Raw genomic sequence first — 25,188 nt, forward strand, 5'->3', positions numbered from 1 at the left:
CTTTGTGTAGGGTTGATGTAGGGTTGATGTAGGGTATGGAAATTGAGAATGTAGGGATAATGTAGGGGTAGAAAAATTAAGAGAAAAAAAGAGAAATTTCTCTCTAGTATCCATCTCGTAATTATCCATTTCCAATTTACTCCTATCTATATTATACCATCGGAAAAATGATGATGGAAATTTGAATGATATATCTAGAATTGTTGACAAAGAAAAAAACCAACAGTTTAATTCTGCTGGTTTACTGTTAGTAATAGTTTACTACTTTAAATCTATTTTCATAGCTTTTTAGTTGTTCTTTTAATTCTTTAGGGGCGTTTAGAGTTATTTGATTTCTTGGAATAGCCATAAACCCATCAGATAAATCTGTTATTGACGTCTTATTTGTTAAAGTTAATTCTTCTAACACAGAATTTTGAAATGGAGCATACCCAAAAGATGTAAAATGTTCCCCTAATGTCAATTTCTTTATTGATGTATTATCTCTTAAAAAATATTGAACTCCTAAATTTGTTACTTTTGTTTTGCTGAAATCTAATTCAAGTATAGTGTCACTTCTCATATTTGCTGTAGAAGTCACTCTATTTAGATTAGAATTTCCAACTATTTTTTCGACCCCTTGAAATCTAGTGCCTGAATTATTAAAATCAATAGTTTTTAAATCCTTACCACGAATAGTATTCGGTAATACTAGTGTTTTTAAATTTGATTTTATACTTCCATCTTCGTTATAAGCACTTGAAGTTAAACCGTTTATTCCAATTCCGTTAGTAGTAGAAAAATTTAAGTATTCTTGGTTTGCGACTCCTGTTAAATAATCTGTTGATTGTCCTAAACTATCGCTAAATACTCCGGATAAACTAGGCTTTAAAGTATCCTTGAATAGTAAATAGCTTATCAAAACAAAAATACCGAATATTACGATTGCTACAACTACAAATAGTCCTTGTGAGCTTCCATTTGTCATTAAAAATACCTCCTTTGTGTTATTTTATCACCTCTTTATTATATCGAATCTGAGTGTTTTTACAAATTTTTAGTGTATAGAAATGCTGTGTATAATTCGATAAATAAGCAATTAATGCTTTGTTTAAGGGGATATAATAGAAAAGTAAAGGTATGATTCATTTTATAGACAATCGTTATATTTGATGAGATAATATAATTACCTTGACGAAAACCATTTATAATGACCTCTAAATCTTTAAGTGTTTTTCAATTACCTTGACTATTCCCCAGTTAGTCAGGGTATTTTTGTATTTAAAATTATTTATTTAAACTAAACTAAGAAAAAGGAAAGGAGGAAACCATTTATGACAAGAACTATTGGTTATATACGCACAAGTAAAAACACACAAGACCTAGGATTGGAAGTACAACGAAAAGCATTAGAACGATTTGAGCCAGATGAATTATTTTCTGAACAAATCAGTGGGCGAAAAGAAAATCGAACAGAACTAGAGAAAGCGTTGAATTGCTTGGAAAAAGGTGACACTTTACTTATTTACAATTTATCAAGGTTGAGTCGTTCCTCGAAACAATTAGTAAATTTAATGTCTGAACTGAATGAGCAGGAGATTTATCTGAAAAGTATCCAAGAATCCATCGATACCAGAACAGCGAGCGGACGCTTGTTCTTTACCGTTTTAGCAGGTATTGCAGAGTTTGAAGCGGAAAGTATTAGTTTACGAACAAAAGAAGCGTTGGCTAACTCGGATAAACGACTAGGCAGACCACCGATTAAGAAAAATAAATGCAAAAAAATTATTATTTTGTATCAAGAAAATAAGTTATCGCTAAAAGAAATTGCAAAAAAATGTGGTGTATCTGAGAAAACGGTTTACAATATTGCTAAAAAAGCAGGTTTATCCCGAAAATGAGACTTGATAAATTATCAATCTAAGGGTAACATTATTGGAGGGAAGCAAGATTTTACCGGCAATAAATCAACGTTTTTTACCGACACTGTATAAAAAAATAAAATACATAAAAAAGACGATTGTATCAACATTTTTGAAGTTGATGGAATGGTCTTATTTTGTTGTGGCAAAAACGTTGATTTATTACCTCTTATTATGTGAAGAAAAGGGTGAGTTTTATGAATTTAAAAGTTCCTATAAAGATAATTATTCGAGATGTAGTTGAACCTTGGTTTGAAAAGATGGTTTCTGAATGAAATAAGGAAGTTTCTATTATCACAATGGTAGTAATTATCGTGTTACTTGTTTTACAGATTGAAATTTTAATGACTTATCTAGTTTTTTAGATTTTAGGAGCTGGACTTTTGAATATTTATTTAGTAATAAAAGATAAATAAAAGGTGTTGAGATTAATGAATAAAAAGAAATTGGGGATTTTAATAGGGATTCTTATAAGTATTATCCTAATTGCAAGTATTAGTTATTACCAATATGAACATCATAGAGAATATACGATAGATGATGCTAAAGATTTAGAACCATTTCGTATGACTGACGACCCTGAATCAGATGAATCAGGAAATTTAATTTTTGAATTTAGTATAGGAAGTCACATTAATGATAATAAATATAAAAAATTAGAATATTTTGTTTACAATACTAAGAGTAAAAAATTTACTGAATTAGAAGGAGATTTTTCTGGATTAAGTTATCAGTTAAATTTAAAAGAACTGGCTCAATATCGAATCAATAAATTTGTGGAAACAGGAGCAGGACAGTATCCGTATGACCCTGAACGATTTGAAAACTTATTAAAAGATGAATTAGTTGAGGAAAAGCTATATCTATTAGCGTTTCCTAAAGGATATGCTTCCGAACACGATTTATATGCTTCCAGTGATTCTGAATTTGCTGAAGCCAATAGTTTTGAAACCATCAGTTTAAGTAACGATTGGTATTTAGATAATCCAAAAAACTTTCGTGGTGGCTATACAACATTAAGTGAATATGTATCAAGCCTTGTGACACAAGAATTATCGGCTGAAGATTTTGCATACCTAGTTACAAAAGTGAGAAGCCATGTGCCAAGAACTGTTGAAATTATTAATGCCATGCCTGTTGAGACCCAGAATTCAAAACGATTAGAAGAAGGCTACTTTGCTAGGGGAAATTTTGATAGTAGGAAAACAATGTATATATTCCCAGAATTACTAAATTTAGCAACTTACAGTCCTGAAATTGACTATTTGAGAACGTATAGCATATCTGAAAGTGAACAAGAAGAATTGAAAGACAAGGTTGATGAGTGGAATCAGAGAATCATCGATGACAAGAAAAAATATGAAGAACAAACAGAGAAAGTATTTTTAGATGAAAATATTCAAGACGTTGGGAAGTTAAATAATACGCTTTTCCGATTTAGAATTAATGAAGATGGTGAGCAATGGATGGAATTAAGCGTGGACAAAGAAGATGAATAATTTAGCAACGAAAAAATATATTATTCACAAAGTGAAAAGCACTTTTTTCAAAGCAAATGTAACGATTACTAAGTTAGTTGTAAATGGAATAGCCAATCAATTATATGATGAGTTTGCCAAGTGTTCAAAAAGCGAGCAGGAACGTTTGTTATTATCTGATGAGCTTGTGAAGTTACTTTGGGATAAATACATGGATAAAATTAATGCAGAAATGTTGGAGGAGATGTGAGTAAAATCATGTCTCTTTTTTTGCTCAAAATTTACAATAAAAACCACTTAAAAAATGACCTTTAAAAAACCCTTATTTATCAAGGGTTCTATGCTTGTTGACAAAAATACAAGATTACTGTTATATCAACGTTTTAAAGCACAATTTTTTGAAAAACACCTCTCAGACAACACGAAACTTTTTTTGTGGGTAAATCCCCATTAAAAATCATCTGAGAGGTGTTTTTTAGGTTGGATTTAAGATGGAAAATATAATAAACATTGATATATCAGTGTTTTTAATAGTTTTGATGAATCTAAGAAAGAAGTAATAAAATAAGAGTATGCTTTTAATAAAAATACACCAATTATTTCATTGTCCGATTGTGATAGATTTACTTTACTTCAGCATTAGATGATGGTAATGTAAGGACCCATTTTTGATTAATATAATAATTTACGGAGGATAATTAAATGGATTCAAAAAAATTAACAGCAGAGGAATTGACTGAGAAACAAGAAAAAGTCAAAGCGTGGTTACATATTTTAGACAAAATCTACGGAGTAAAAATGACGGTTTTTTCTAAAGCAATCAATATTCATAACCAAAACTTGCATAATTTTAGAAAAGGAAAACGTGGATTGACGGAAGAAAAAACGATATTATTAGAGAAAGTGATTGTGATGAAATACGGTAGATTACTAATGTTGGAGGACAGAGAGTATGAAAGTATATCTAAGTAATATTCTGAATAAAGTAAAACCAGACCAATACAAAGTAAAGAAGATTTCTAATACTATTATGAACAATTTAAGAGAGATAACTATTCAAGAATTTGCGGAAGAAATAGCTGTGAATGGGAAAACGGTTGTTTTAGCTGAATTATCAGAAAATAAGTTATCAAAAATGACGAAGATTGTCGGACAAGAACTAGTGATGTTGGATTTTGATAACAAGGATGAGAATAATTTATATACGATTGACGATTTAGAAGCCGATACGTTTATGCAAGAGAATGCTTGTTTTATCTATCGAACATTTAGTGACTTGTTCTCTGAGGTTGATAAATTTAGAGTTGTTTTTCAATTGGATAAATTGGTAACAGAGAATCATGAGATAGAACAGATATATCAATCTTTACTTAAAAAATACCCACAAGCTGACACAAGCATTGGTCAAACAAGTAGAATGTTTTTTGGGAGTAATAGTGGTTATGAAGTGATTGATTGGGATAATCGGTTAGATATTGATAGCTTGCTTATTGACGAAAAGATGAAAACTACTAATGGATTGGAAGTAGTAACTGGGGAAATGCTAAGTAAAGACACACCTGTCTACTTATTACTGAAGTATAAGAAATATGATTTAGTCAAACAAAAGTTTGGCAATGAACACAGCAATATTTTTCCTGATGATATTACAGCTTCTAATTATTTTAAAACAAGAGATATGCGAGAGTTCTTGGAAATATCTGATGAAAATCCATTCTATGATATTTTTCATGAAGAAGATAATCCAAGTGCCAGCGTTTATTTTACGAAAGATATTCAAATTTATATGTATAAATGCTTTTCTGAAAGTCATCCATTTCATGGAGATATTGTGAAAGTATTAAAGGAATACTTAGGATTTCGTTCATTTTCTGAAGTGATGGATTTATTAATTGAAGTGACTGATAGTGAAATAAGTTATTTAAGTGAAATAGGTCAAGCAAAGCGTGATTATAACGATTTAAGAGACCAATTGAGATATAAACAATTGAAAAATAATTATCCAGAAGTCTATAGTTATTTAAATCGTTATGAAGATGAAGTGATTGAAATAATGGATATCATGTTCGATTTTACTTATCTGGATAAAACTACAGGAGAATTACAATATTTGAACTATTTATCTTTAGACAGAATCACAAAATATGTCAATGATAGGTTGCATAAGAAAAATTCTAGAAATAAAATTTCAAATATAATGAATTTAATTATAGTGATGGAAATGGTCACAAAGTTACCACCAGAGAGTATTCCAGTAGAATTAAAAGAACAATTGATTGATAAACAAGAAAATGATTCCAAGCAAATAAGAACAAGTAATGTTTATATTCCTACAATTGATTTAGGGAATGCTTTTGAAATCGCTAAGATATTGGAGAAAAATGATACAACTATCAAAAGCCTAGGATTTGAAGTCGTTTATCGAATGTTTGGATTAGAGAAGGCAAAGAAGGATTTTCCTCAAGCATATACCCCTTTAGAAAAAAGAAAATTGATTAAAATGAGTAAGAAAGATTCCAATCTACCTAAAGAGAACGTGGAATTTGAAGACAAAGTTACAAAAATACTTTTTAGGGAGTTAAAGAAATATGGCTATGTATTTGAAGTAGATTTAATTGAATTGATAGCTAAAAAATTAAAGATAAATAAAGCAACAGCTAGGGATAAATATAATAAAGTTAGAGCTGATATGATGAATAAGTATGATTTGATAAGACATAGGAATAATATAGAAACTAATAACCTTCTAGAAATAAAAGGTAAATTTAGTTCTAAAGTAATTATTTATCATCAGTAAGAATAGATTTCTAAATGCTCTAATTATTATTAAGGTATTTTAGAATCTAAATGAATTAATTTTTGGATGATTTTTAAGAGAATTAGGAATAATCTTCTCTTGAATTTCATCTAATTTTTTTAATTTTTGAAAAAATAGGTTAATAAAAGTCAATAAAATCAATAGGTTTTTATCAATTCATTTTAGGGGTATATATTAGTATATTCTTTTTTATACCCCTAAAATGAATCTCGATTTTATCCTAGAAAAAAGGGATATTTTTAAAGGTCTTTTTCAAAAAAATTCTATTTTTTTCTATAATATTATATACCGCTAAAACGAACTGAAATATTTCCCTAGAGGAAAGCGACTTTTGAGCAACTTTATTTTCATTTTTTTTAATTTTTACTTTTAAGCATTGATAAATCGGTGGTTTTACCACCGTATTAAACAGAGAATTATAGGTTTAATAAAATAGCGAAAGTTTGCTCTTTATAGTTCCTAAAATAACTAATTAGTGGTAATTAATCATGAATCCTAGTTTAAATATATTTTTAGGGAATCAGTCCTAAAAAAAATCATAACAATAGTATATCTTTAATGGTACATTTTATTCTTTATTAAATGTACAGGTGTTTAAATAACATTAAATTCGTTTTGAACATTCCACCTTCATCCCTTAGTGTCTTGAAAATGATTTTCGATGAATTATACATAAAAATTTATAATCACCTAGAACGCAATTTAAGCAGCATAAAATTTATTATGAAATTTTAGCAAAGAAATTACTAATGATTATAATAGTCAATAAGATTTGAGAAGTATTAATCTGTGATTTGACCATCAGAATTCATTTTTTCAATTTCAACCATTTGTTGTTCATAAAACGGCGAGATAGCTATTTTAATCTTTTTATCTGTTGAAATCGTTAAAGATGAAATATAGTGAGGAGTTACTGCCACTTCAGCAGATGTTTCTGATAACGTAATTAATAATGATTGATTGTCTCCAAAGGTAGCATATCCAGAAACAATAGCAACTAAGCCATCTTTATTAGTTAGTATCGACAAATACTTAGGAACTTCGATAATCCATCCAAATTGCATCTTGTGAGTATTCATTATATGTTCCAACTCTCTATTTATTTTTTGTTAATATAATAGTAACTTAAAAAAAGAAAAAGTGCGAGATAAGAAAATCTTTATAGTTTATCTCAAGAAACACTGGCATAATTGATAGAAATCATTATACACATCTATAGAGGATATTCCCTCTAGATTTGTAAAATGGTAGGATAATAAAAGTCAATAAAATCTAGGGGAATTTACCTGTTTGCACACATATCTTTATGCAAAAGTTTATTTAAGTTTGATAATAGTGTGATTAAAATAGCTATAAACCGTTGAAATATCAGCATTTTTTTTAAGCTCCAGTAAGATTTTATATAGCCTACTTAATAGATGTGCTTATGTTTAGCAATATAGATAAAATTTGCTCTTTATAGTTTTAAATATAACGAAAATAGAGATAATTATTCATGAATTATAGTTTAAATATTCTTAGAAAAATAATCTTTAAACATCGTCTCAACAAGAATATATCATAAAGTATATAATTTTTTCTAAACTACAAGTATTGTATTAAAATAACTCAAAATTAATTTTAAAAAGGTCTGATATTGTTCCTTAGAGCCTTGGGAATCATTTGCGATAAATTATACATAAAAGATTAGAAACGCTTAGAACGCAATTTAAGCAGCACAGGATTGATTATAATTATAGAGCAAATACTTCGGAGCTATTAAAAATTAAAATTATTGTTATTCATGGTCAAATGGGTAACTATTATATTTTAGTTGTGCTAGATTTAGACTTTGAGAATTTACATATAGCCATTGATATATAAGTGTTCAATCAGTATTCATGTAAATTGTAAATGCAAAAAACATCTCTCAGATGAAAGTTAGTGGTTAATTCCCCACAATTATTTCTTCGTTTCATTTGAGAGAGGTTTTTTCAAAAATTCATTGAAATATCGTTGGTATTACAATAATCTTGTATTATTGTCAACAAGTAGAAACCCCTTGATTTTATTGACTTTATTGAGGGTCATTATTTTAGTGTGAGTTTCCATATTTTATGAGCTAGAAAAATATCTTTTTAGGGATTGATATCTAATTAATTTATTTATTTTATAATTAATTTGTTATCATGATATAGAAATTTTGTATTCTTATAATTTCCAATAAAAATGAAAAGGAGCGTAACTATATGGATTTTCTATTTACTTTGTTTGCCTTAATTTTTATAGCAATAATCTTATATCAAATTATGGAGTTCTTAAGGAATGAATCAGCACCGGAAATTTCTGTTCCTGCCACATTAGTGGATAAAAGCATGAGAAGTAGCAGTAATATTGATGCGAATGGGATTTCTAATCAATCAATTACTTACTATCTTTTATTCGAATTTGAGAATGGAGAAAGAAAAGAATTTAGAGTTGGGCATGGAAAATACAAATTATATGTAATTGGAGATACTGGAATTTTGAGATATCAAAGAAAAAGGTTTAATTCTTTAGAAAGGTAAAAATCATTTTGGATAAAATGGAGATATGGATTAAAAAGATTATTGTCTCTAGTTTATTTCTCCATTTTTATTATAACTTTTCCTTATAGATACGCCACCACTAGCTGAGTGACTCCAACCTATATAATTTCCATCTTCATTTTCTATTACATTGGAAAAAATCACTGAACTCTCTGTCAACAGAACTGCTAAAGCTGATAAAATTTCAAATAAATATCTTATATTTCCGTATTCAGGCATCATTGCAAAAATTGATGTTTTAAGCTTTGGTAGGCATTATTCCATGAATATTGAGTTTGTCCAACTGCATGTTTGTTGGTATTTTTCTTATTTAGTTTTTCTTGATTTTTTTGAAATGGGGTGAACTTTTTTTGAAAGAACTTATATTCTGGATTGGATACTATGACGGTCTTATTCGCTATACCTAAGTAATTAATGTCTAATAAATTATATAAAATCTAGTCTATTATAGATTAGATTTTTTTGTTTCCCAAAAACAAATAGGAAACTGTTATAATTAGATAGAATACTTGGCAAAGGAGAAAAATAATGACATTTGATGAACTTATTCAATTAGCAAGGGAACAATCAAGTGAGATTCAAAGAGATAAGGGAACTCTTTTTGAAAAAATTGCACAAATTTATTTCAAAAATGAACCCACATACAAAAATTTATTTTCAGATGTTTGGTTATTAAATGAAGTTCCAGAGGAATATGCAATCCCTAAGAAAGATACAGGAGTTGATTTAGTAGCAAGAAATGAAGCAACAGGGGAATTAACAGCTATTCAAGCTAAATTTTATGACAATAAAATATATAAAAGACATATTGATTCATTTTTAGCTGAACTTGGGAAGTCTTATTATTCTGATGGAATTATTGTTTATTCATTAGATTCATTGAGTAGTAATGCAGATGAAGCGATTAATCAATTGTCAAAACCAGTTGCACAAATTGGTTTGAGTGATTTAAGAAATAGTCAAGTTGATTGGGAATCTTTTATTCCAAGTAGACCGAATGAAGTAAAAGTAAAGAATGTGAAGAAAACTAGACCTTATCAGAATGAAGCAATTGATTTAACAATTGAATACTTTAAAGAAAATGACAGAGGTCAATTAATTATGGCACCGGGAACAGGGAAAACCTTTACCAGCTTGAAATTAGTTGAAAAGATGGCTAAACAAACGAATAAAGAAACCTTTAATGTTTTATATTTAGTGCCAAGTATACAATTATTGAGTCAAACATTGATTGGTTGGAATAATGACACGGAACTAAGTATGCACTCATTTGCTGTGACAAGTGACAGAAATGCTTCTAAAAAGAAGAATGATGACGAATTATCTGCTAAAGATATTGGCTTTCCTGCGACAACAGATTCAGAAAAATTACTATCCAATTATAAAAAAATAGAGAATAATCAACGTGATTTAACGGTTGTGTATTCTACTTATCAATCTATTGAAGTTTTACATGAAGCACAAGAAAAAGGGTTTCCTGAATTTGATATTATTATTTGTGATGAAGCACATAGAACAACAGGTGCTAAGGCTTTAGGAGAAGAAGCAAGCGTATTTACAAGAGTTCATAATAATAACTATATCAAAGCAAGTAAACGCTTGTATCAAACAGCAACGCCTAAAATTTATGGAACAGATGCGAAACAAAAAGCAGAAGATTCTAGTATTGTCTTGTCATCAATGGATAATAAGGATATTTATGGAGAAGAAATTTTCCGTTTAGGGTTTGGTCAAGCAGTTTCAAATGATATTTTGACGGATTATAAAGTAATGGTCTTAGCAGTTGATGAAAAAGTGATTCAAAAAGACATGCAGAAAGTCTTATCTGATAGTGAAAATGGCTTAGATGTTGATGATGTTTCTAAATTAATCGGTGTTTGGAACGGATTAATGAAAAGAAGCAGTGTAGATAAAGAAGCTGTTTTTGAAGGAAAACCTATGCAGAGAGCTATTTCTTTCATTAATACCATAAATAATTCAAAGAAAATTTCTTCTCAATTCAATGAAGTAGTCAATGAATACCTAGATGGAAATGAGAGTATTCAGCAATCAATTAATGTTCGACATGTAGACGGTATGATGAATACCTTAGAAAAGAAAGAAGCGTTAGATTGGCTATCAGAAGATTTTGCAGAAGATGAAACACGAGTGCTTTCTAATGTGAAATTTTTGACAGAGGGAATTGATGTTCCTAATTTAGATGCTGTAATATTTTTAGCACCTAAAAAGTCCCAAGTAGATATTGTTCAAGCAGTTGGACGTATTATGCGGAAATTTAAAGATAAAGAGTATGGGTACATTATTCTACCTATTGTAATACCAGAAGGAACAACCCCAGAATCAATTTTGGATAATAATAAAAAATATGAAGCGGTTTGGCAAATTCTAAATGCTTTGCGTTCAGTGGACGAGCGGTTTTCGGCAATGATTAATAAACTGGAATTAAATAGAAAAAAACCTGAAAATATGGACGTTATTGGTATAGGTGAAGCCCCATCAGTTGAAGATGTAGAAAACTCTTCAAAAGGCAATGATAATGAACAATCCTCTTATCAAACTGCTTTAGATTTAGATTGGGGAGAAATAGAGAATGCTATTTATGCAAAAGTTGTCAAAAAGGTAGGAGACAGAAGATACCTTGAAGATTGGTCAGAAGATGTTGCGAAAATAGCACAACGTCATATTGAACAAATAACCATTATGATTAGTGATGAAAATTCTCAAACTGCCATTGAATTTGATAAGTTTTTGAAGAGTTTACAACATAATATCAATGAAAGTATTGATGAAAAACAAGCAATTGAAATGTTAGCTCAACACTTAATTACTGCTCCTATTTTTGAAGCTCTTTTTGGAGAATATAGCTTTGTGAATAACAATCCTGTTTCAGAAGCGATGGATAAAATTGTAGAAGAGTTGTCAAGATTTGGTGGGTTTAATAAAGAGCAAGATGAATTAAAAGAGTTTTATGATTCTGTAAAATTACGTGCTGAAGGTATTGATAACGCAGAAGCAAAACAAAGAATTATTATCACTTTATATGATAAATTCTTCTCGAAAGGGTTTAAAGAAACTACACAACGTTTGGGTATAGTATTTACCCCTGTGGAAGTTGTTGATTTCATTGTTAAATCAGTCGATGATGTGTTAAAAAAACACTTTGGAAAAGCCATTGAAGATGAAGGAGTTCATATTTTAGACCCATTTACAGGAACAGGAACATTTATTGTTCGAACTTTACACTATTTAAAAGATAAGTTAGCGAATGGAGAAATAACTTTAGCTGATATTACAAGAAAATATATGCAAGAACTACATGCAAATGAAATTGTGTTATTAAGTTACTATATTGCAGCGATTAATATCGAATCAACTTTTGCAGAGATGAATCATGAAGAATATAAACCATTTGAAGGAATCGTATTGACTGATACGTTTGAATCAACGGAACAAGAAGATATGTTAGATGACTCTTTCTTTGGAACAAATGATGAACGGTTGAAACGCCAACAAAAAGCACCGATAACTGCAATAATCGGGAATCCTCCATATTCAAAAGGGCAATCTAATGAGAATGATAATAATAAAAATATAGATTACCCTAAGCTATTCAAATCAATTTCAGATACCTATGTCAAAAATTCTAAAACTACTAGTGTTTTAGGTATGTATGATAGTTATGTTCTATCTATCCGTTGGGCTTCTAATCGTTTGAATGGGAAAGGTATTATTAGCTTTGTATCTAATGGTTCATATATAGACAGCCAGTCGGCAGATGGGCTGAGAAAATCATTGTTTGAAGAATTTAATCATTTATATATTTTTAATTTACGAGGCGATGCTAGAACTTCGGGAGAGCAAAGACGAAAAGAAGCAGGAAATGTATTTGGTTCTGGCAGTCGGACGCCAATTTCCATAAGTATTTTAGTAAAAGATGGCAGTAACAGCCACGAGATTCATTATCATGATATTGGAGATTATCTAAACCGTGAAAAAAAACTAGATATCCTAAAATCAACTCAAAGTATCAATGGTATCGAGTGGAATAAAATAGAGCCTGATAAAAATAACGACTGGATAAATCAACGTGATAAGAACTATGAAAATTATCGTGCGTTAGCAGATGAAGAAAATTCTTATTTTGGTATTAAAGATATAGGGATTGTAACTAACCGTGACGCTTGGGTTAGTAACTTTTCTAAAATAGATGTAGCTAAAAATGTGAGACGAATGATTGATAACTACAATGCTGAGGTTGATAAATTAGAAAAAGTTAGTGAGGCTATTGATATAAAGAACTTGAGTTCTTTTGTCACAAATGACGAAAGCAAAATAAGTTGGGCAGCTAGTCTAAAAATGGCAGCAGTTCGGCACGAAAAAATGACTTATGATTCAGAAAATATTTTACTTTCAATGTATCGCCCATTCACTAAAAAATATCTATACAGAGCACGTATTTTAAATGAACGTCCAAGAAAATCTTTCCAAACATTCCCAAATACTGATTCACATAACTTGTCAATAAATGTATCAGGGGCAGGCTTTAAAGGAAACTTCTCCACATTAATAACCAAAGAAGTTACATTCATGGATATGATAAATAAATCTCGAAATTTACCAAAATATATTTATGAACAAGATGGCTTATTTGAAGGGAAATTGGATAATGTATCAAATGATATGGATTTTTATTATATTTATGGAATTCTCCACTCGGAAGAATACCGAATTAAATATGATAATGACTTACAGAAAGCACTTCCTCGTATTCCAGAAGTTAAAGACAAAGAAAAATATGTTGAAATTGGCAGAAAATTAGCTGATTTACATCTGAATTATGAAGACATCCCTGCTTATGGAGGCGTTAATATTAGATTTAAATCAGATAATCCAAGTTTTAAAGTGAAGAAGATGAAACATCCTAAACGTGCTCAATTAGATACCATTATTTTTAATGAAGATATTGTGATAACAGATATTCCTGAACGTGCATATGAATATGTTGTAAATGGAAAACCTGCTATTGAGTGGATTATTGACCAATATCAAGTGAAAAAAGATAAAAAATCTGGGATAGTTGATGACCCTAATGAGTTCTCAGATAATCCGAAATATATATTTAATCTCTTGTTATCTATTATTAATGTCTCTATACAAACAATGGATTTAGTAGAAAGTTTACCGCCATTGGAGATAATTGACTAAATTTTAAATATTTAAAATAAGAAGCCTTTAAATAGGCTTTTTATTGTAAATATGTGTTCGTATAATTGAAAGGGTGTTGTATTAATTTGTATAACAATATTAAAAGAGTTTTTCATAAAAATTTACAAAAAGAAAATTTGGACAAAAATTTAGAGAAATCTGTAGTTCACAGTAGATATATGGATTTTTCTCAAAGCATAATTGTTCCAGAGGATGAAACACTTACTATAGCTAAATTTCCACCAAATAGATTTTCTGAAAAAATAGGAACACATCCAGATTTTACTGATGATAGTTTACTTCCAAAGACACAATATATTTGTTCAATTTTTTTAGATATTAAAGGTTCCACTAGATTAGCACTCAAGTATGATTTAGAAACTGTTCAGAAAATAAAAAATGCTGTTCTTTCAACTGGAATTGAAATCATTAGATATTTTGGTGGTCATATCCACCGACTTCAAGGAGATGCAATTTTTGCTTTTACTGGACATAGTAAAATTTCAAAAAGTGATGCAATAATTCAAGCTATAAATGCAGCTTCAATCATACAATATATGAATCAAAATATTTTGAAAGAGTATTTTGAGAATGTTTTAGGTGTATCATCATTAAAAATAAGAATTGGTATAGATTTTGGGGATGATGATGAAGTTCTTTGGTCTAAATATGGCATCGATGATATTAATGAAGTTACTGTGACTAGTTTACATGCTGATTTGTCATCTAAACTCCAAAATAAGGCTTCTGCAAATAGTATTATGATTGGTGAAAATGTTTTTTCATACTTGCAATTACCAGATGATTTGCTCAGTGATATCTACATTAAAGGTAACTCTGAAGAAAAAGACTATTATATTATGAAATATAAGTCATTTAATTATAAAATGAAAAATTTTGATTGGTCAAAATATTTGGAAAGAATAGCCCATTTTGAGTCTTATGAGGGAGACTTTCAAATGAAATGTTATTACTTTTCAGAAAGCGAAGGTTGGATACCTTACTATTCAGAAAAAGCATTAGAAAAAGATACAGACATAGTTTATCGGATTGAAGCTAGTCAGCTTTTGCTACATAAAATTAACAGTGTAGAATGGACTGTTTCAAACTCTGGTATTGAAGCTTCTGAAGAAGAAGAGTTAGACTATGTTGTCCCAAAAGACGCTTTCTCGGAGGAAGACATTGCTGATTTTCGATGCCCGAGGCATACTGCTTTTAATGGACTGCATTACATGATTTGTAAGATAAAATCTGAAGGAAACATTACTAAAAACAAATATTTTAGTTTATATGTTAATGACAATGATTTATCTAGAAGTTACTTAAAAAAATCTGAATTGGAGTGATACTTATATGTCATCATCAAAAAAAGACTTTGTTTATTCACAAAATGACTATCTAAACAATTATATACAGTTTGCAGATACTAAATCAGCAGTATTTATAACTGTAAACGGTGTATTGATGGGATTTTTGTATACTCAATTTAAAGATACTTTACCTTTCGAATTAGAAAAATCGAGTCATCTTGTTTTATTAGTGAGCATCGTACTGTTACTTGTAGCTTATGTTTTTTTATTTTTAGTTATCTTTCCACGTAGAAGCTATAGAAATGGCAACGGAATTGTTTTTTGGGAAGACGTAGCTACCTATAAAGATGCTGAATCTTATAAAATAAAAGTATCTGAAATCTCTCAAGATAGTTTTGAAGAAGTCATGATTGAACAAAACTATTATCTTGCAAAGACAGCAACTAAAAAGTATAAAAACTTACACTGGAGCTTTATATTTTCAATAGCTTCTTATATATTTGTAGTTATTTTCAGTATTCTAAATATTTTACAATAACTATTGAAATATGTGATTACTGAACTTTATGGGGAATTTTTACTAATAGTGTGACAAATAATTATACTTATGATTACCTCGAAGTATAATGAGCTTTATATATGCACCAAAAGTATTTAATAAGCATAGAATTAAAAAAGGAGAATGAGATGGATATCAATAAATCTCTATTAAATTTTATTACAGATGGAGTGGTTACTTGTAAGCAGCTTGACGATTTTTATAATGCTTATCATGAGAATAAAGAATTTCCTGATGCAGTTGATTTTTTGAGTGGAAGTGTCGTAATAGATATGGCTCAATTAAAAGAGGAGTTGTATCACTCAGAAGATGCACACTTATTAGGTGCTGTGGAATATATGCAAAAATATTACCCATCAGCAATTTCATTGATAGAATTAATTCCTAAGGAAAAGAGAAAGTTCATCCATTAAAATAAAATTTATTAATTTTAAACCTGTATCTTTGTTATAAAAAATGAAAAATTAGCGATGATTTTGAGCTGTATTTAAGGACATATTTCTGAAAATATTTGCACATTTGAATTGCTTGTTTTTTTGAGAAAATTTAATTGAACTACAGACAAAATGCGTAAAAAAATCCTCATTAAGTATGTAGTCCAAGCTATTTTTAGGGACAATTCAATCGTTTTTTAAGGTATAATGAATCTACAAAAGTTAATAAAAAGAACAGAATATTGGCTTCTAACATGCACTGGAATCGAGGAGATGCTATCGCTTTAACGAAGGAAAAAGCGATAGAAATGCTGATATAACAGCACTTGACCTTAACAACAATGGGCTGTCCCTTAGCCGACGTATTGACTGAATCGATACACGAAGCACTAAAAGAAGTGCCAGAAGTGTCGAAAGCAGAAGTCAAATTAGTCTGGTATCCCGCTTGGACAACCGATAAAATGAGTCGTTATGCACGGATTGCTCTTGGTATTCGTTAGAAATAACTAATGATTAAATTAACGCTGAACTCTTTTATTAACTTTTAGGAAAAGTTGATAGGAGAGTTTTTTATTATGCAAAATTTTATGTCGATGATTGGCTAGAAGATAGGTTATTTTGTGAAAAAGAGAGTAGCTTTCACTTATTTCAACTTAAGATATCCCACTGCTATTTAGCACGTCTGGTAGGGGATTTACTATGGAAGGGTCTCAGTGAATAAAGAGACTTAAACATGAAATAACCAATTATCTTTGAAAAGATAATTGGTTGAAGGCTTCAGAATTTCTCATTGCTTATTCTTATTCAAGTACTTTTCCAAATACTCGATCTTTGCTAGATCCTTATGATTATTTTTCTCTGCACGGTAACTATCTTTAGCAGAACGTTGATATACTTTCAAATATTGTTCCGCTGTAGGTAAGTAAAAGGAACAGTCATCGATTCTGATTAGAGAGAGTTCATTAAGTGGAATACCTGCAAAGCCGAGAAGACTGTCCACGCTGCCAAACTGGATGTTATAAGAATCTTTTGCAAATTCATGTTCGTGTAAATCAACTAGTTGGTAATTCAACGTTTCCATAATTTTCATGATGCTTTGCCAATTGTGCAAGCGATCTTTGTCGGGTGCCTCCCAACCCCGTGGATCGCCAGGAACATGGATGTCAATGTCTCTTGGTTGCCAGTCGATATCTGTTAAGTAAGACAAGCCTAATGAACCTAGTAGTAGCGGAGTGATCTGTTGCCTGTTTAATTTTTGCGTGATCAATAAAAACTCTTTGAAATAAAGTTCCATGGATTTTCTCCTTTTCTTTGGTTGCATTTATTGTAACAAAGTAGATGTCTAATTTTCCATTTCATCCTGAAAACAAAACTAGATTATCTCAAAAAGTGAATCTAGTTTTTTATTTCTTGTATTTAAGAAGTGAAGTTGGTGAGTAACTATAAATGTGACTATCGGAGTTGTAAAAAATTGAGTGTGAATGGCTTAGTTTTCCAATTTTTGGTACACTTGATTTACTATCAATCAGAAAGTTGGTGACAGATTGAACCTAGAAGCACAAAAATATTGGGAAAGCTTTTGCTTAAAAAATGGTGTGTCACAAGCGTCATTATATGAAATTTTTGCTTTTGGAAATACGAAAGAACACGCAGATGAATTAGCAGATCTAGTATTGGAAGGGAAGAAAACAGGGACAAGCTCAGGGTATGAGCTTTACCAAATGGATAACGAACCATTACCTAAAGTTGGTGACTACTCCGTCGTTGTGAATAGCTCTAAAGTACCGATAGGCATTATCCAGACTGTCGAAGTGTTGATCCTACCTTGGAAAGAAATCACCGAAGAACTGGCAGCTACAGAAGGTGAAGGCGACTTATCTCTTATGTATTGGCAAAAGGGGCATTACAATTATTTCAAACCTTACTATAAAGAACATGGACTATTGCTCAATGAAGAAACAAAAATCGTCTTTGAACGATTCCAACTTGTTGATCGATATTTGCCGAAAAAAGAGGAAACCAATGCGTATTGATTTAGTAGAAGAAGCAATAGAAAAGAAAAAAATCGTCCAAGAAGTCTTGAATGATTTGCCAGAATGGTTTGGCTTGCCAGATTCGACACAAGAATACATCGAGAACTGCCAAAAATATCCGTTGTGGGTCTTGCAAGAAACAAATGAATCAATAGGGTTTATCAGTTTAAAAGAAACAAGTAAAGCCACCGGTGAGATCTATTGTATGGGGATAAAAAAAGCCTATCATCATCGAGGATTAGGTAAGCGATTACTAGATGAACTAGAATCCTATGCAAGAGAACATTACCTATTTTTACAAGTGAAAACGGTCGCCGAAGGGCATTACGCTATCTATGATCAGACGATTGGATTCTATCGAAGGATGGGTTTTGTTGAGCTAGAAGTGTTCCCAACCTTATGGGATGAATGGAATCCATGTTTGGTAATGCTAAAAATTCTTAACTAAAAAAGAAAGCGAAGTTGGAACTCTCGCACATGACAGTTGTCGTTCGTGGTCGTAAATGTTCGACAGAAGTCTTTACGGAGATCTTTGATGCAAAAGAAGTGTATTCGAGTAAGGAAAACAATACTCATTAATTCCAGAAACATTCTTATTGATCGGTGATCTGTGGGTGGCATTGATGGAAGATAAGCAGACAAAGCTTCTCAAAACCTACAATCATATTGATTTTCAAATCACTCCGGAACAACTTCTTTGTTATACAGAACAACTTCGTCTTCTAGACCTCAAAATTGAAGAAGGACGTTCGCGGGTATCAGTAAACATCCATGCGGGCAATCTAAATGATCGTTTGAAGAGGTATGAAGAATAACTATAAGCTTTCAGGAGTAATGGGATGATTAAAAAAGTGAAGAAACTAGACCAAGAGATAATGGACCGACTACTAGCTATTTGGTTAACGACCAATATCAGGACACATGATTTTATTGATGAGAAATATTGGTATGAGAAAAAAGCGTTGTTGAAAAAAGAATTGCCAAAAGCAGAAATTTATTGTTGTGAAATGAATAGTCAGATTGTTGGCTTTATGGGCATCGTAGATGAATCTTATTTAGCTGGAATTATTGTAGAGTCAACATATCAAAATAGAAAAATTGGACAAAAATTGATTGAAGCTGCTAAAAAAGAAAAAGAACGAATAAGCTTGCATGTTTATCATAAGAATAAACGAGCGATCCGTTTCTACTATAAAAATGACTTTAGAAAAGTGGATGAACAAATGGATGAATCGACGGGTGAGAAAGAATACCTCATGGTGTGGGAAAGAAATAGACAGATTTAATGACTACAAACCATGGGCAGTCTACTAACGCCTAGGTGTAAAAAAACAAGATCAATCTTTGAAGGTGGATCTTGTTTTTTTCTATGGGATTACTAGCGATCAAGAAGTATAAACGGCAGACTTGCGAGGAAAGCGATCACTCCACAAATGAGTCCAAACAAAATGACGATGCCTACTTTTTTTCGATCCGATTTCTGACCTTGTTTCTTTGTTTACGTAGAGGTGCTACTTCTTTGTTTTCCATGAATGCGACGATTTCTTTGTAGGTTTTGATATTCTCTTGTTTTGAGTCCCTCAACTTTTATTGAGCCGTACATGCTGGCGATCCAAAAGATCAAGGGAAGGGCTAATCGCCAATTACCGGGTAAAAATAAGGATGGGCCTACTGAAATCAAGGTGAGAAGCATGAAAACTAGCATGATCTTAGTATATTTGTTCAGTTCAGTAAGGGTAACATTTTCTTTCATCTTTTCTATATCTCCTTTGATTCATTCATCCAAAGAAACGTCAAATAGGACACTCAGCAATAATAAATTATGAATATCAGGATAGCTACGTTCATTCTCCCAGTTTGAAATCGTTTGTCTTGAAACATATAATTTTTCGGCTAATTCTTCTTGGGAGAAAGCTAGTTGTTTGCGATATTTTTTTATTTGATGACTTAAGTCCATAGTATCCGCTCCTTCTTATCTCAGTGTGATCGAAGAGGTCAAAATCGACGATCAAAGGTTTTTGTCATTGCCAGATTTAGCATGTAAAAAGTCTTTGACATGCTTTAAAATGCTGTTTTGTCTGTATTCTTAGTTTTTTGTTATGTAACTGGCGGATCATTGCTTTATTAAAAACCATACGTTTTTTTTGAATAAACTAACGATCCCTTGAATTTATGATATCATACACTTAATCCTCAAAGGATTAATGGATTGGAGGAATGGTTTTGGAGAAGTCAACAAGTGTAGAAAAAAAGAAAGTTTATTTTTTATGTACAGGAAATTCTTGCAGAAGTCAGATCGCTGAAGGGTATGGCCACGAATATCTGGAAGATCAATTTGAAGTTCGTAGCGCGGGAGTAGAGACACATGGATTAAATCCACGTGCAGTAAAAGTGATGGAAGAAGATGGCATCGACATTACGAGTCAAACTTCAGACTTGATTGATCCAGATTATTTTAGCCATGCGGACTTGATCATTACGCTTTGCGGAGATGCGTTAGATAAATGCCCAGTGATTCCTGCTCATATCCGTCATGAACATTGGGATCTAGAAGATCCGGCAAAAGCTACTGGTACAGAAGAAGAGATTTTTGCTGAATTTAGAAAGACCCGCGAAATCATCAAGAAAAAAATAAAGGATATGGCTAACTAAGGAAAAAACGCCTGTCGATAATTAAGAATATGCAGTATTTTTTTGGCAACGAGAATTCAATGGATGATTGAATGGAAGAAAAAGATGCCTTTGCAATTGTCAGCGTACCAAAGTGAGTACCGCTAAATGAATGACTTGCTCAAAAAAGTGTATAGTGATATGTGGTTTTCAGTCAAGACATGGAATGAAAATCGTTGAATCAAGTGGATAAAGACGAGTAATGATCTAGAATGTATATTCATTCTAGGATATTACTCGTCTTTTTTTTGAAAATCAGGCATACTAGAATTATAGTTGGATTGGAAACGTTTTAAAACGAATGTATTTTTAATAAGGAGAAGAAGATGAGACCAAAGTCAAAAGAGGAGTTATTGATACTTGCAACTAAAAATTTTGAAAAATTGCAACAGTTGATCGATTCAATACCTGTGGAACAAAGGGAAGCAACATTTGATTTTGAGGAAGTATTTCTTGAAAAAAGAAAAGAAGCACATTGGCGAAGAGATCAAACGATCAAAGACGTGTTGATCCATTTGTACGAGTGGCATTCTTTATTATTAACATGGGTAAAAAGTAATCAATTGGGAGAAGGCGTATCTTTTTTGTCGGAACCCTATAATTGGCGAACGACAGCCGAGATGAATCGTGGCTTTACAAAAAAACATCAGTCTACTACGTTACGGCAAGCGTCTGACTGGTTGAAGGAAAGCCATGCAGAAGTGATGTTACTGGCGAAAACCTTCGATGACGATCAACTGTTCCAAAAAAACCAGTATTCTTGGGTGGGGAATACAACGCTTGGCAGTTATTTCGTTTCTGCTACTTCGAGTCATTATGATTGGGCAATCAAAAAAATCAAACAAAGTCAAAAGCAGAAGCAAAAACAAAAGGGAAATTAAGTGAAACAAGAACAAAAAAAATAGGAATCAATAGGATTCCCATTTTTTCAAAATCGTTCTTTTTAGTACCAACCGTTAGCTAACCAGAAAGCTTTGGCTGCATCCCAAGAGCCATAACGAGAAGCAACATATTGTTCTGCCACTCTTTCTTGATTGGCAGCAGAGTAGTCACCGTTCAAGTAAGAAGAGTCTAATTGGTAACGGCCGATATAACGTCCGTTTGTTGCTGTATAAGAACCGCTAGATTCTTTTTGTGCGATCCATTCTTTGGCATCGTTCGTACCAGTTGAAACAGCGACTTCAGTAGCTGGTGCTTGTTCTACTACAGGTGCTTGTTCTACTACAGGTGTTTCCACAACTGGCGCTGTTTCTTGAACAGGTTCTACAGGTGCTTGAGTAGCGACAGGAGCAGTTGCTTGCTCACCAGTAGGAATAGTTAATTCTTGACCTGAAAAAATCAGGTGAATGTTTGAGATTGAGTTAGCTTCGGCAATTGTTTGGATCAAGGAGTTGTCACCAACGTATTTTTGAGAAATCGTTGATAAAGTATCACCTGATTGAACAGTGTAGGCTTCGTCTGCGTGTGCAGAAGTACCCATAAATAATGCAGCGCCGGCGGCCAAAGTTGTTCCAAAAAGAATAGTTTTAAGTGATTTCATGAAAGATCTCCTTCGTATTTTAAAAAGTTATTTTGATTAGCTGTTTTCGCTAACGAGTAATACTTTACCATGGGATTATATTTCATAGGTGAAAGATACGTAACAGTTTGTGACAAATGCTCCTTTTTTGTAACAAGAATGTGTTTAAATAATGTGCGTTTTAATTAGAAAAACATCATAAATGAAGAATTGTGCGCTTCTGACATTTGTTTTTTATTAGAAAGATTCAAAATAAAAAAATAGAAAATGCTCAATTTTAGTTTGAAAAGCCGAGAAAAAAGTGAATTTTTTATAAAATTTATACGAAGTGATAGAATAAAAGAAACAAGGAGATGGGATGGATGACGAATATGTATAAAAAAATAATGGTAGCGATTGATGGTTCGGAAAAAGCAGAGAAAGCATTTGGCGAGGCTTTAGAATTAGCGAGAGATAACCAAGCAGAATTATTGATCGTTTCAATTATCAATAAAATCGATTTGACACATAGTGCCTATGCGTTCTCAAAAATCTATGCAGAAGAAAAACAAAAAACAGAAGTGGAACTATTGAAGAGAATCAATGATGCCAAAGAATTCGGGATTGAAACAATTCATGCAATTGTGGAGACCGGTGATCCAAGAACATTGATCGCCACTGTCTTACCAAAACAAGAGTCAATTGATCTTATCGTGATGGGGGCAACAGGTAAAGGCTCGATCCAACAAGCGTTAGTAGGGTCGACAGCTTCTTATGTGGTGACTCATGCACCTTGTAATGTGTTGGTCGTTAAATAGATGCCGATTCCTGATAAGCTACGTTGCTGATTTCCAACGTGGCTTTTTTGTTCGTGAAGAGTAGTACTGCTAACTAAGGATGTTTGTAAAGGTAATAAATCCATAAGATCAATATCGTTAATGAAATAATCAACCCTAATTCATGTGAAAGTAGTTTTGGGGTGGGTTCCCAATGCCGAAGGGAAAATATTTTGTGGGAAAAATAAGCGACTGGTAAAAGTGTCAGCAATACGGAAAATTTACGCTTCGTCCATTTCGTGTAGTAGATTGCTAAAGTTGTCATTAGAAAAAAAGGAACATAAAAAACCAATTGTCCCAAAGTGTCCATATAATATACGCCTCCAAGGAAAAAAGAAATCTATAATTAAAAATAACACTTTGTATGTTTGTGCACAAGAGGATATGTTATAAAATTTCTTGTTTTTTAAATAAAGTTGTTTTTTTGATTCTTGATGTACTTATTGTTATAATTCTTTTAAAGAAAGGGTGTAGTATTTCATGGACCAAGTGATATTAGAAGTTGATCTACATTTAGTAAACAATATCCGTATTTGCTATTATATTGTTAGTAATAGTGTGGAACCGCGAGTGTTAATGAACAAAATCGATGGTATTTTATCAAAAACGGATGTCCATCAATTTAACGATGGAGACGAAAGTTACTACAGTATTCCAGTTGAAAAAGTGATTTATACGAAAGTGAACGTGCGAAAAGATTTAGATACGAAAGAAATACATGCACCGATCTTCACTGAATATTGAAATAAGCTGGAGGCAATCAAAGATGAATCCCTATGAACAAATGATCCAAGAGTTGATGGATGGAAAAATCCAAAAAATAGAGGTCAAACGTGAGGAAGTCATGGCTTTTCGTGAAGCGTGGTTAAAAATTGAGAATCGCAAGTTTGTTGTTGGAAAGGCCGAACTGAATGGCAATGTGACGTACCACTATGACCCATCAAGATTGTATTAAAAGTAGGTTTTGATAGAAGTGTGGCGATTTGGAGATTAATCGCTTATTTTTGAAACACAAGAAATCCTAACAAAAAATCCCCGACAATCCTTGATTGTTGAGGATTTTTTTGTTTCTAGATCATGACAGACTCGCTCCGATCATCCCTATGAAAATATAAATTTTATTTGAATAGATTTTTGAATTTATCCGTTATTCCTTGAAAATCGACATTTTGGAGAAATTCTTGGGCTTTTTCTTTGTAAGGACCTAGTTGTTCTTTATGCTCTTCGAAAAATGTTTTGGCTTCAGTGAAATTGCCACTTTGGACCAGATCTTTGATTTTCTGAAGTATTTCTTCTTTATTCATAATGAAACACATCCTTTCTTTCCTAATATAATAGCAAAAATCTATGAAATTTTGTAAAAATAACTTCTGTGCTAAAGTCCGATAAAAAACTCGATCTAGAGACGGATGAATGTGATTTTTTTACAAGCTATACTCAAAGAGTAAAGAGGAGGTAGAAAAATGAAAGTAATCAAAGTATTAGTAGGTGCCGTTGTATTTAGTGGGTTGGCGTTATTTGGCTTGAAGTTTTATACCCAAGACGCTACTGGAGAATTACCAGCAGTTATAGACCAATTGAATCCGTTAGTCACAAAGGGAGAAGTGTATGTCAAAACAAAACAGCCTGATGAAGTCAATTCATTTGGGACAGCAAAATATATCCAAAAGGCAGTTGATGCAAATGGCAACGAACGCGAGATTGAATTTAACGGGTTATCTGTTTTAAAAAAAGACCGTTACTTGAGATTGACGAATAAAGGCGCTCATGTAGAAACATACGAAGAAATTCCCAAAGAAGAGGTACCTAAAGAAGCATTAGCTATAATTGGTTGATTTTATTTTTATTATGTAAACTAAATGTTGAATTAAAAAATAAG

Annotated in this window: 28 protein-coding genes and 1 pseudogene; 21 read left to right on the forward strand and 8 right to left on the reverse strand. The window is 31.6% G+C overall.

Annotated features, from left to right (window positions below):
• Nucleotides 1-247 precede the first annotated feature (247 nt).
• Nucleotides 248-967 carry a hypothetical protein gene (locus tag IGK01_RS05910; RefSeq protein ID WP_136771030.1) on the reverse strand — a complete coding sequence of 240 codons (720 nt, stop codon included), beginning with the start codon at nucleotides 965-967 and terminating at the stop codon, nucleotides 248-250.
• Between the two features lie 346 nt (nucleotides 968-1,313).
• On the opposite strand from IGK01_RS05910, the gene IGK01_RS05915 reads away from it, so the two are divergent.
• The 5 genes from IGK01_RS05915 to IGK01_RS05935 all read left to right on the forward strand — a co-directional run bounded on the left by IGK01_RS05915 (nucleotide 1,314) and on the right by IGK01_RS05935 (nucleotide 6,176).
• Nucleotides 1,314-1,880, forward strand: coding sequence for a recombinase family protein (locus IGK01_RS05915; protein ID WP_123834916.1), 567 nt, complete (start codon nucleotides 1,314-1,316; stop codon nucleotides 1,878-1,880).
• Between the two features lie 452 nt (nucleotides 1,881-2,332).
• Nucleotides 2,333-3,400 (forward strand): hypothetical protein, encoded by a 1,068-nt coding sequence (locus tag IGK01_RS05920; RefSeq protein ID WP_136771029.1) that lies wholly within the window; start codon nucleotides 2,333-2,335, stop codon nucleotides 3,398-3,400.
• Nucleotides 3,393-3,629, forward strand: a complete 237-nt coding sequence (locus IGK01_RS05925) for a hypothetical protein (RefSeq protein WP_136771028.1) — start codon at nucleotides 3,393-3,395, stop codon at nucleotides 3,627-3,629. The genes IGK01_RS05920 and IGK01_RS05925 overlap by 8 nt, the downstream gene beginning before the upstream one ends.
• Nucleotides 3,630-4,081: 452 nt before the next feature.
• Entirely contained in the window at nucleotides 4,082-4,351 is a 270-nt protein-coding gene (locus IGK01_RS05930) for a hypothetical protein (RefSeq protein ID WP_136771026.1), read from the forward strand.
• Complete coding sequence (locus IGK01_RS05935; RefSeq protein WP_430596395.1) at nucleotides 4,332-6,176, forward strand: hypothetical protein; 1,845 nt, start codon at nucleotides 4,332-4,334, stop codon at nucleotides 6,174-6,176. Before IGK01_RS05930 ends, IGK01_RS05935 begins: the two co-directional genes overlap by 20 nt.
• A gap of 803 nt (nucleotides 6,177-6,979) precedes the next feature.
• Here IGK01_RS05935 and IGK01_RS05940 read toward each other — a convergent pair.
• The gene (locus tag IGK01_RS05940; protein ID WP_136771024.1) at nucleotides 6,980-7,276 is read right to left on the reverse strand and encodes a hypothetical protein; all 297 of its coding nucleotides are present in this window, start codon (nucleotides 7,274-7,276) and stop codon (nucleotides 6,980-6,982) included.
• 1,149 nt (nucleotides 7,277-8,425) lie between these two features.
• On the opposite strand from IGK01_RS05940, the gene IGK01_RS05945 reads away from it, so the two are divergent.
• From IGK01_RS05945 to IGK01_RS05970, 6 genes and pseudogenes are all read left to right on the forward strand, one after another.
• On the forward strand, nucleotides 8,426-8,743 hold the full coding sequence (locus IGK01_RS05945; protein WP_136771197.1) for a DUF2500 domain-containing protein: 318 nt from the start codon (nucleotides 8,426-8,428) through the stop codon (nucleotides 8,741-8,743).
• A 549-nt stretch (nucleotides 8,744-9,292) separates the two neighbouring features.
• Entirely contained in the window at nucleotides 9,293-13,969 is a 4,677-nt protein-coding gene (locus tag IGK01_RS05950; RefSeq protein WP_136771196.1) for a DEAD/DEAH box helicase, read from the forward strand.
• Nucleotides 13,970-14,055: 86 nt separating this feature from the next.
• Nucleotides 14,056-15,315, forward strand: coding sequence for an adenylate/guanylate cyclase domain-containing protein (locus tag IGK01_RS05955; protein ID WP_225429079.1), 1,260 nt, complete (start codon nucleotides 14,056-14,058; stop codon nucleotides 15,313-15,315).
• Between the two features lie 7 nt (nucleotides 15,316-15,322).
• The gene (locus tag IGK01_RS05960) at nucleotides 15,323-15,817 is read left to right on the forward strand and encodes a Pycsar system effector family protein (protein ID WP_053108560.1); all 495 of its coding nucleotides are present in this window, start codon (nucleotides 15,323-15,325) and stop codon (nucleotides 15,815-15,817) included.
• A 149-nt stretch (nucleotides 15,818-15,966) separates the two neighbouring features.
• Nucleotides 15,967-16,251, forward strand: a complete 285-nt coding sequence (locus tag IGK01_RS05965; RefSeq protein ID WP_136771195.1) for a hypothetical protein — start codon at nucleotides 15,967-15,969, stop codon at nucleotides 16,249-16,251.
• A 347-nt stretch (nucleotides 16,252-16,598) separates the two neighbouring features.
• Nucleotides 16,599-16,772, forward strand: a pseudogene (locus tag IGK01_RS05970) (metal-sulfur cluster assembly factor); the annotation flags it as partial.
• A 287-nt stretch (nucleotides 16,773-17,059) separates the two neighbouring features.
• Here the strand turns inward: IGK01_RS05970 and IGK01_RS05975 are convergent.
• Nucleotides 17,060-17,566 (reverse strand): phosphoribosylanthranilate isomerase, encoded by a 507-nt coding sequence (locus tag IGK01_RS05975; protein WP_153830405.1) that lies wholly within the window; start codon nucleotides 17,564-17,566, stop codon nucleotides 17,060-17,062.
• A gap of 250 nt (nucleotides 17,567-17,816) precedes the next feature.
• On the opposite strand from IGK01_RS05975, the gene IGK01_RS05980 reads away from it, so the two are divergent.
• The 4 genes from IGK01_RS05980 to IGK01_RS05995 all read left to right on the forward strand — a co-directional run bounded on the left by IGK01_RS05980 (nucleotide 17,817) and on the right by IGK01_RS05995 (nucleotide 19,591).
• The gene (locus tag IGK01_RS05980; protein ID WP_062805336.1) at nucleotides 17,817-18,305 is read left to right on the forward strand and encodes an ASCH domain-containing protein; all 489 of its coding nucleotides are present in this window, start codon (nucleotides 17,817-17,819) and stop codon (nucleotides 18,303-18,305) included.
• Nucleotides 18,295-18,753: a GNAT family N-acetyltransferase gene (locus tag IGK01_RS05985; protein ID WP_153830406.1), complete on the forward strand. Its 459-nt coding sequence runs from the start codon at nucleotides 18,295-18,297 to the stop codon at nucleotides 18,751-18,753. The genes IGK01_RS05980 and IGK01_RS05985 overlap by 11 nt, the downstream gene beginning before the upstream one ends.
• 175 nt (nucleotides 18,754-18,928) lie before the next feature.
• Entirely contained in the window at nucleotides 18,929-19,120 is a 192-nt protein-coding gene (locus tag IGK01_RS05990) for a hypothetical protein (RefSeq protein ID WP_023519549.1), read from the forward strand.
• Nucleotides 19,121-19,144: 24 nt separating this feature from the next.
• Complete coding sequence (locus IGK01_RS05995) at nucleotides 19,145-19,591, forward strand: GNAT family N-acetyltransferase (RefSeq protein WP_010735620.1); 447 nt, start codon at nucleotides 19,145-19,147, stop codon at nucleotides 19,589-19,591.
• 212 nt (nucleotides 19,592-19,803) lie between these two features.
• Here the strand turns inward: IGK01_RS05995 and IGK01_RS06000 are convergent, their stop codons facing one another.
• Nucleotides 19,804-20,058, reverse strand: a complete 255-nt coding sequence (locus tag IGK01_RS06000) for a hypothetical protein (RefSeq protein WP_010735619.1) — start codon at nucleotides 20,056-20,058, stop codon at nucleotides 19,804-19,806.
• A 21-nt stretch (nucleotides 20,059-20,079) separates the two neighbouring features.
• On the reverse strand, nucleotides 20,080-20,262 hold the full coding sequence (locus IGK01_RS06005) for a helix-turn-helix transcriptional regulator (RefSeq protein WP_010735618.1): 183 nt from the start codon (nucleotides 20,260-20,262) through the stop codon (nucleotides 20,080-20,082).
• Nucleotides 20,263-20,522: 260 nt separating this feature from the next.
• Here IGK01_RS06005 and arsC point away from each other — a divergent pair, with 260 nt between their 5' ends.
• A complete protein-coding gene (gene arsC, locus IGK01_RS06010; RefSeq protein ID WP_062805334.1) occupies nucleotides 20,523-20,957 on the forward strand; it encodes an arsenate reductase (thioredoxin) in 435 nt (144 codons plus the stop codon).
• A gap of 344 nt (nucleotides 20,958-21,301) precedes the next feature.
• Nucleotides 21,302-21,856, forward strand: coding sequence for a ClbS/DfsB family four-helix bundle protein (locus tag IGK01_RS06015; protein WP_438747931.1), 555 nt, complete (start codon nucleotides 21,302-21,304; stop codon nucleotides 21,854-21,856).
• 62 nt (nucleotides 21,857-21,918) lie between these two features.
• Here IGK01_RS06015 and IGK01_RS06020 read toward each other — a convergent pair whose 3' ends face one another.
• Entirely contained in the window at nucleotides 21,919-22,515 is a 597-nt protein-coding gene (locus IGK01_RS06020) for a LysM peptidoglycan-binding domain-containing protein (RefSeq protein ID WP_016249999.1), read from the reverse strand.
• Between the two features lie 341 nt (nucleotides 22,516-22,856).
• On the opposite strand from IGK01_RS06020, the gene IGK01_RS06025 reads away from it, so the two are divergent.
• Nucleotides 22,857-23,291 carry a universal stress protein gene (locus IGK01_RS06025; protein WP_023519554.1) on the forward strand — a complete coding sequence of 145 codons (435 nt, stop codon included), beginning with the start codon at nucleotides 22,857-22,859 and terminating at the stop codon, nucleotides 23,289-23,291.
• A 73-nt stretch (nucleotides 23,292-23,364) separates the two neighbouring features.
• On the opposite strand, the gene IGK01_RS06030 is transcribed toward IGK01_RS06025, so the two are convergent.
• Nucleotides 23,365-23,619, reverse strand: a complete 255-nt coding sequence (locus tag IGK01_RS06030) for a hypothetical protein (protein WP_010735611.1) — start codon at nucleotides 23,617-23,619, stop codon at nucleotides 23,365-23,367.
• Nucleotides 23,620-23,789: 170 nt separating this feature from the next.
• Between IGK01_RS06030 and IGK01_RS06035 the strand changes: the two genes are divergently transcribed.
• Together IGK01_RS06035 and IGK01_RS06040 are read left to right on the forward strand one after the other, a co-directional pair.
• Entirely contained in the window at nucleotides 23,790-24,053 is a 264-nt protein-coding gene (locus tag IGK01_RS06035; protein ID WP_010735610.1) for a hypothetical protein, read from the forward strand.
• A 22-nt stretch (nucleotides 24,054-24,075) separates the two neighbouring features.
• Nucleotides 24,076-24,264 (forward strand): hypothetical protein, encoded by a 189-nt coding sequence (locus IGK01_RS06040; RefSeq protein WP_010735609.1) that lies wholly within the window; start codon nucleotides 24,076-24,078, stop codon nucleotides 24,262-24,264.
• 163 nt (nucleotides 24,265-24,427) lie between these two features.
• On the opposite strand, the gene IGK01_RS06045 is transcribed toward IGK01_RS06040, so the two are convergent.
• Nucleotides 24,428-24,613 carry a hypothetical protein gene (locus IGK01_RS06045; protein ID WP_019724087.1) on the reverse strand — a complete coding sequence of 62 codons (186 nt, stop codon included), beginning with the start codon at nucleotides 24,611-24,613 and terminating at the stop codon, nucleotides 24,428-24,430.
• A gap of 159 nt (nucleotides 24,614-24,772) precedes the next feature.
• Between IGK01_RS06045 and IGK01_RS06050 the strand changes: the two genes are divergently transcribed.
• Complete coding sequence (locus tag IGK01_RS06050) at nucleotides 24,773-25,144, forward strand: YxeA family protein (protein ID WP_010735607.1); 372 nt, start codon at nucleotides 24,773-24,775, stop codon at nucleotides 25,142-25,144.
• Nucleotides 25,145-25,188 lie beyond the last annotated feature (44 nt).

This window comes from Enterococcus sp. AZ080 (genome assembly GCF_051714945.1).
GTDB classification, from domain to species: domain Bacteria; phylum Bacillota; class Bacilli; order Lactobacillales; family Enterococcaceae; genus Enterococcus_B; species Enterococcus_B pernyi.

Excerpts from the sequence above, each read along its gene's own strand:
- IGK01_RS05910 (WP_136771030.1), bottom strand. The coding sequence starts at position 967 with ATGACAAATGGAAGCTCACAAGGACTATTTGTAGTTGTAGCAATCGTA.
- IGK01_RS05915 (WP_123834916.1), top strand. The coding sequence starts at position 1,314 with ATGACAAGAACTATTGGTTATATACGCACAAGTAAAAACACACAAGAC.
- IGK01_RS05920 (WP_136771029.1), top strand. The coding sequence starts at position 2,333 with ATGAATAAAAAGAAATTGGGGATTTTAATAGGGATTCTTATAAGTATT.
- IGK01_RS05925 (WP_136771028.1), top strand. The coding sequence starts at position 3,393 with ATGAATAATTTAGCAACGAAAAAATATATTATTCACAAAGTGAAAAGC.
- IGK01_RS05930 (WP_136771026.1), top strand. The coding sequence starts at position 4,082 with ATGGATTCAAAAAAATTAACAGCAGAGGAATTGACTGAGAAACAAGAA.
- IGK01_RS05935 (WP_430596395.1), top strand. The coding sequence starts at position 4,332 with ATGAAAGTATATCTAAGTAATATTCTGAATAAAGTAAAACCAGACCAA.
- IGK01_RS05940 (WP_136771024.1), bottom strand. The coding sequence starts at position 7,276 with ATGAATACTCACAAGATGCAATTTGGATGGATTATCGAAGTTCCTAAG.
- IGK01_RS05945 (WP_136771197.1), top strand. The coding sequence starts at position 8,426 with ATGGATTTTCTATTTACTTTGTTTGCCTTAATTTTTATAGCAATAATC.
- IGK01_RS05950 (WP_136771196.1), top strand. The coding sequence starts at position 9,293 with ATGACATTTGATGAACTTATTCAATTAGCAAGGGAACAATCAAGTGAG.
- IGK01_RS05960 (WP_053108560.1), top strand. The coding sequence starts at position 15,323 with ATGTCATCATCAAAAAAAGACTTTGTTTATTCACAAAATGACTATCTA.
- IGK01_RS05965 (WP_136771195.1), top strand. The coding sequence starts at position 15,967 with ATGGATATCAATAAATCTCTATTAAATTTTATTACAGATGGAGTGGTT.
- IGK01_RS05975 (WP_153830405.1), bottom strand. The coding sequence starts at position 17,566 with ATGGAACTTTATTTCAAAGAGTTTTTATTGATCACGCAAAAATTAAAC.
- IGK01_RS05985 (WP_153830406.1), top strand. The coding sequence starts at position 18,295 with ATGCGTATTGATTTAGTAGAAGAAGCAATAGAAAAGAAAAAAATCGTC.
- IGK01_RS05990 (WP_023519549.1), top strand. The coding sequence starts at position 18,929 with ATGGAAGATAAGCAGACAAAGCTTCTCAAAACCTACAATCATATTGAT.
- IGK01_RS05995 (WP_010735620.1), top strand. The coding sequence starts at position 19,145 with ATGATTAAAAAAGTGAAGAAACTAGACCAAGAGATAATGGACCGACTA.
- IGK01_RS06000 (WP_010735619.1), bottom strand. The coding sequence starts at position 20,058 with ATGAAAGAAAATGTTACCCTTACTGAACTGAACAAATATACTAAGATC.
- IGK01_RS06005 (WP_010735618.1), bottom strand. The coding sequence starts at position 20,262 with ATGGACTTAAGTCATCAAATAAAAAAATATCGCAAACAACTAGCTTTC.
- arsC (WP_062805334.1), top strand. The coding sequence starts at position 20,523 with ATGGTTTTGGAGAAGTCAACAAGTGTAGAAAAAAAGAAAGTTTATTTT.
- IGK01_RS06015 (WP_438747931.1), top strand. The coding sequence starts at position 21,302 with ATGAGACCAAAGTCAAAAGAGGAGTTATTGATACTTGCAACTAAAAAT.
- IGK01_RS06020 (WP_016249999.1), bottom strand. The coding sequence starts at position 22,515 with ATGAAATCACTTAAAACTATTCTTTTTGGAACAACTTTGGCCGCCGGC.
- IGK01_RS06025 (WP_023519554.1), top strand. The coding sequence starts at position 22,857 with ATGACGAATATGTATAAAAAAATAATGGTAGCGATTGATGGTTCGGAA.
- IGK01_RS06030 (WP_010735611.1), bottom strand. The coding sequence starts at position 23,619 with ATGGACACTTTGGGACAATTGGTTTTTTATGTTCCTTTTTTTCTAATG.
- IGK01_RS06035 (WP_010735610.1), top strand. The coding sequence starts at position 23,790 with ATGGACCAAGTGATATTAGAAGTTGATCTACATTTAGTAAACAATATC.
- IGK01_RS06040 (WP_010735609.1), top strand. The coding sequence starts at position 24,076 with ATGAATCCCTATGAACAAATGATCCAAGAGTTGATGGATGGAAAAATC.
- IGK01_RS06045 (WP_019724087.1), bottom strand. The coding sequence starts at position 24,613 with ATGAATAAAGAAGAAATACTTCAGAAAATCAAAGATCTGGTCCAAAGT.
- IGK01_RS06050 (WP_010735607.1), top strand. The coding sequence starts at position 24,773 with ATGAAAGTAATCAAAGTATTAGTAGGTGCCGTTGTATTTAGTGGGTTG.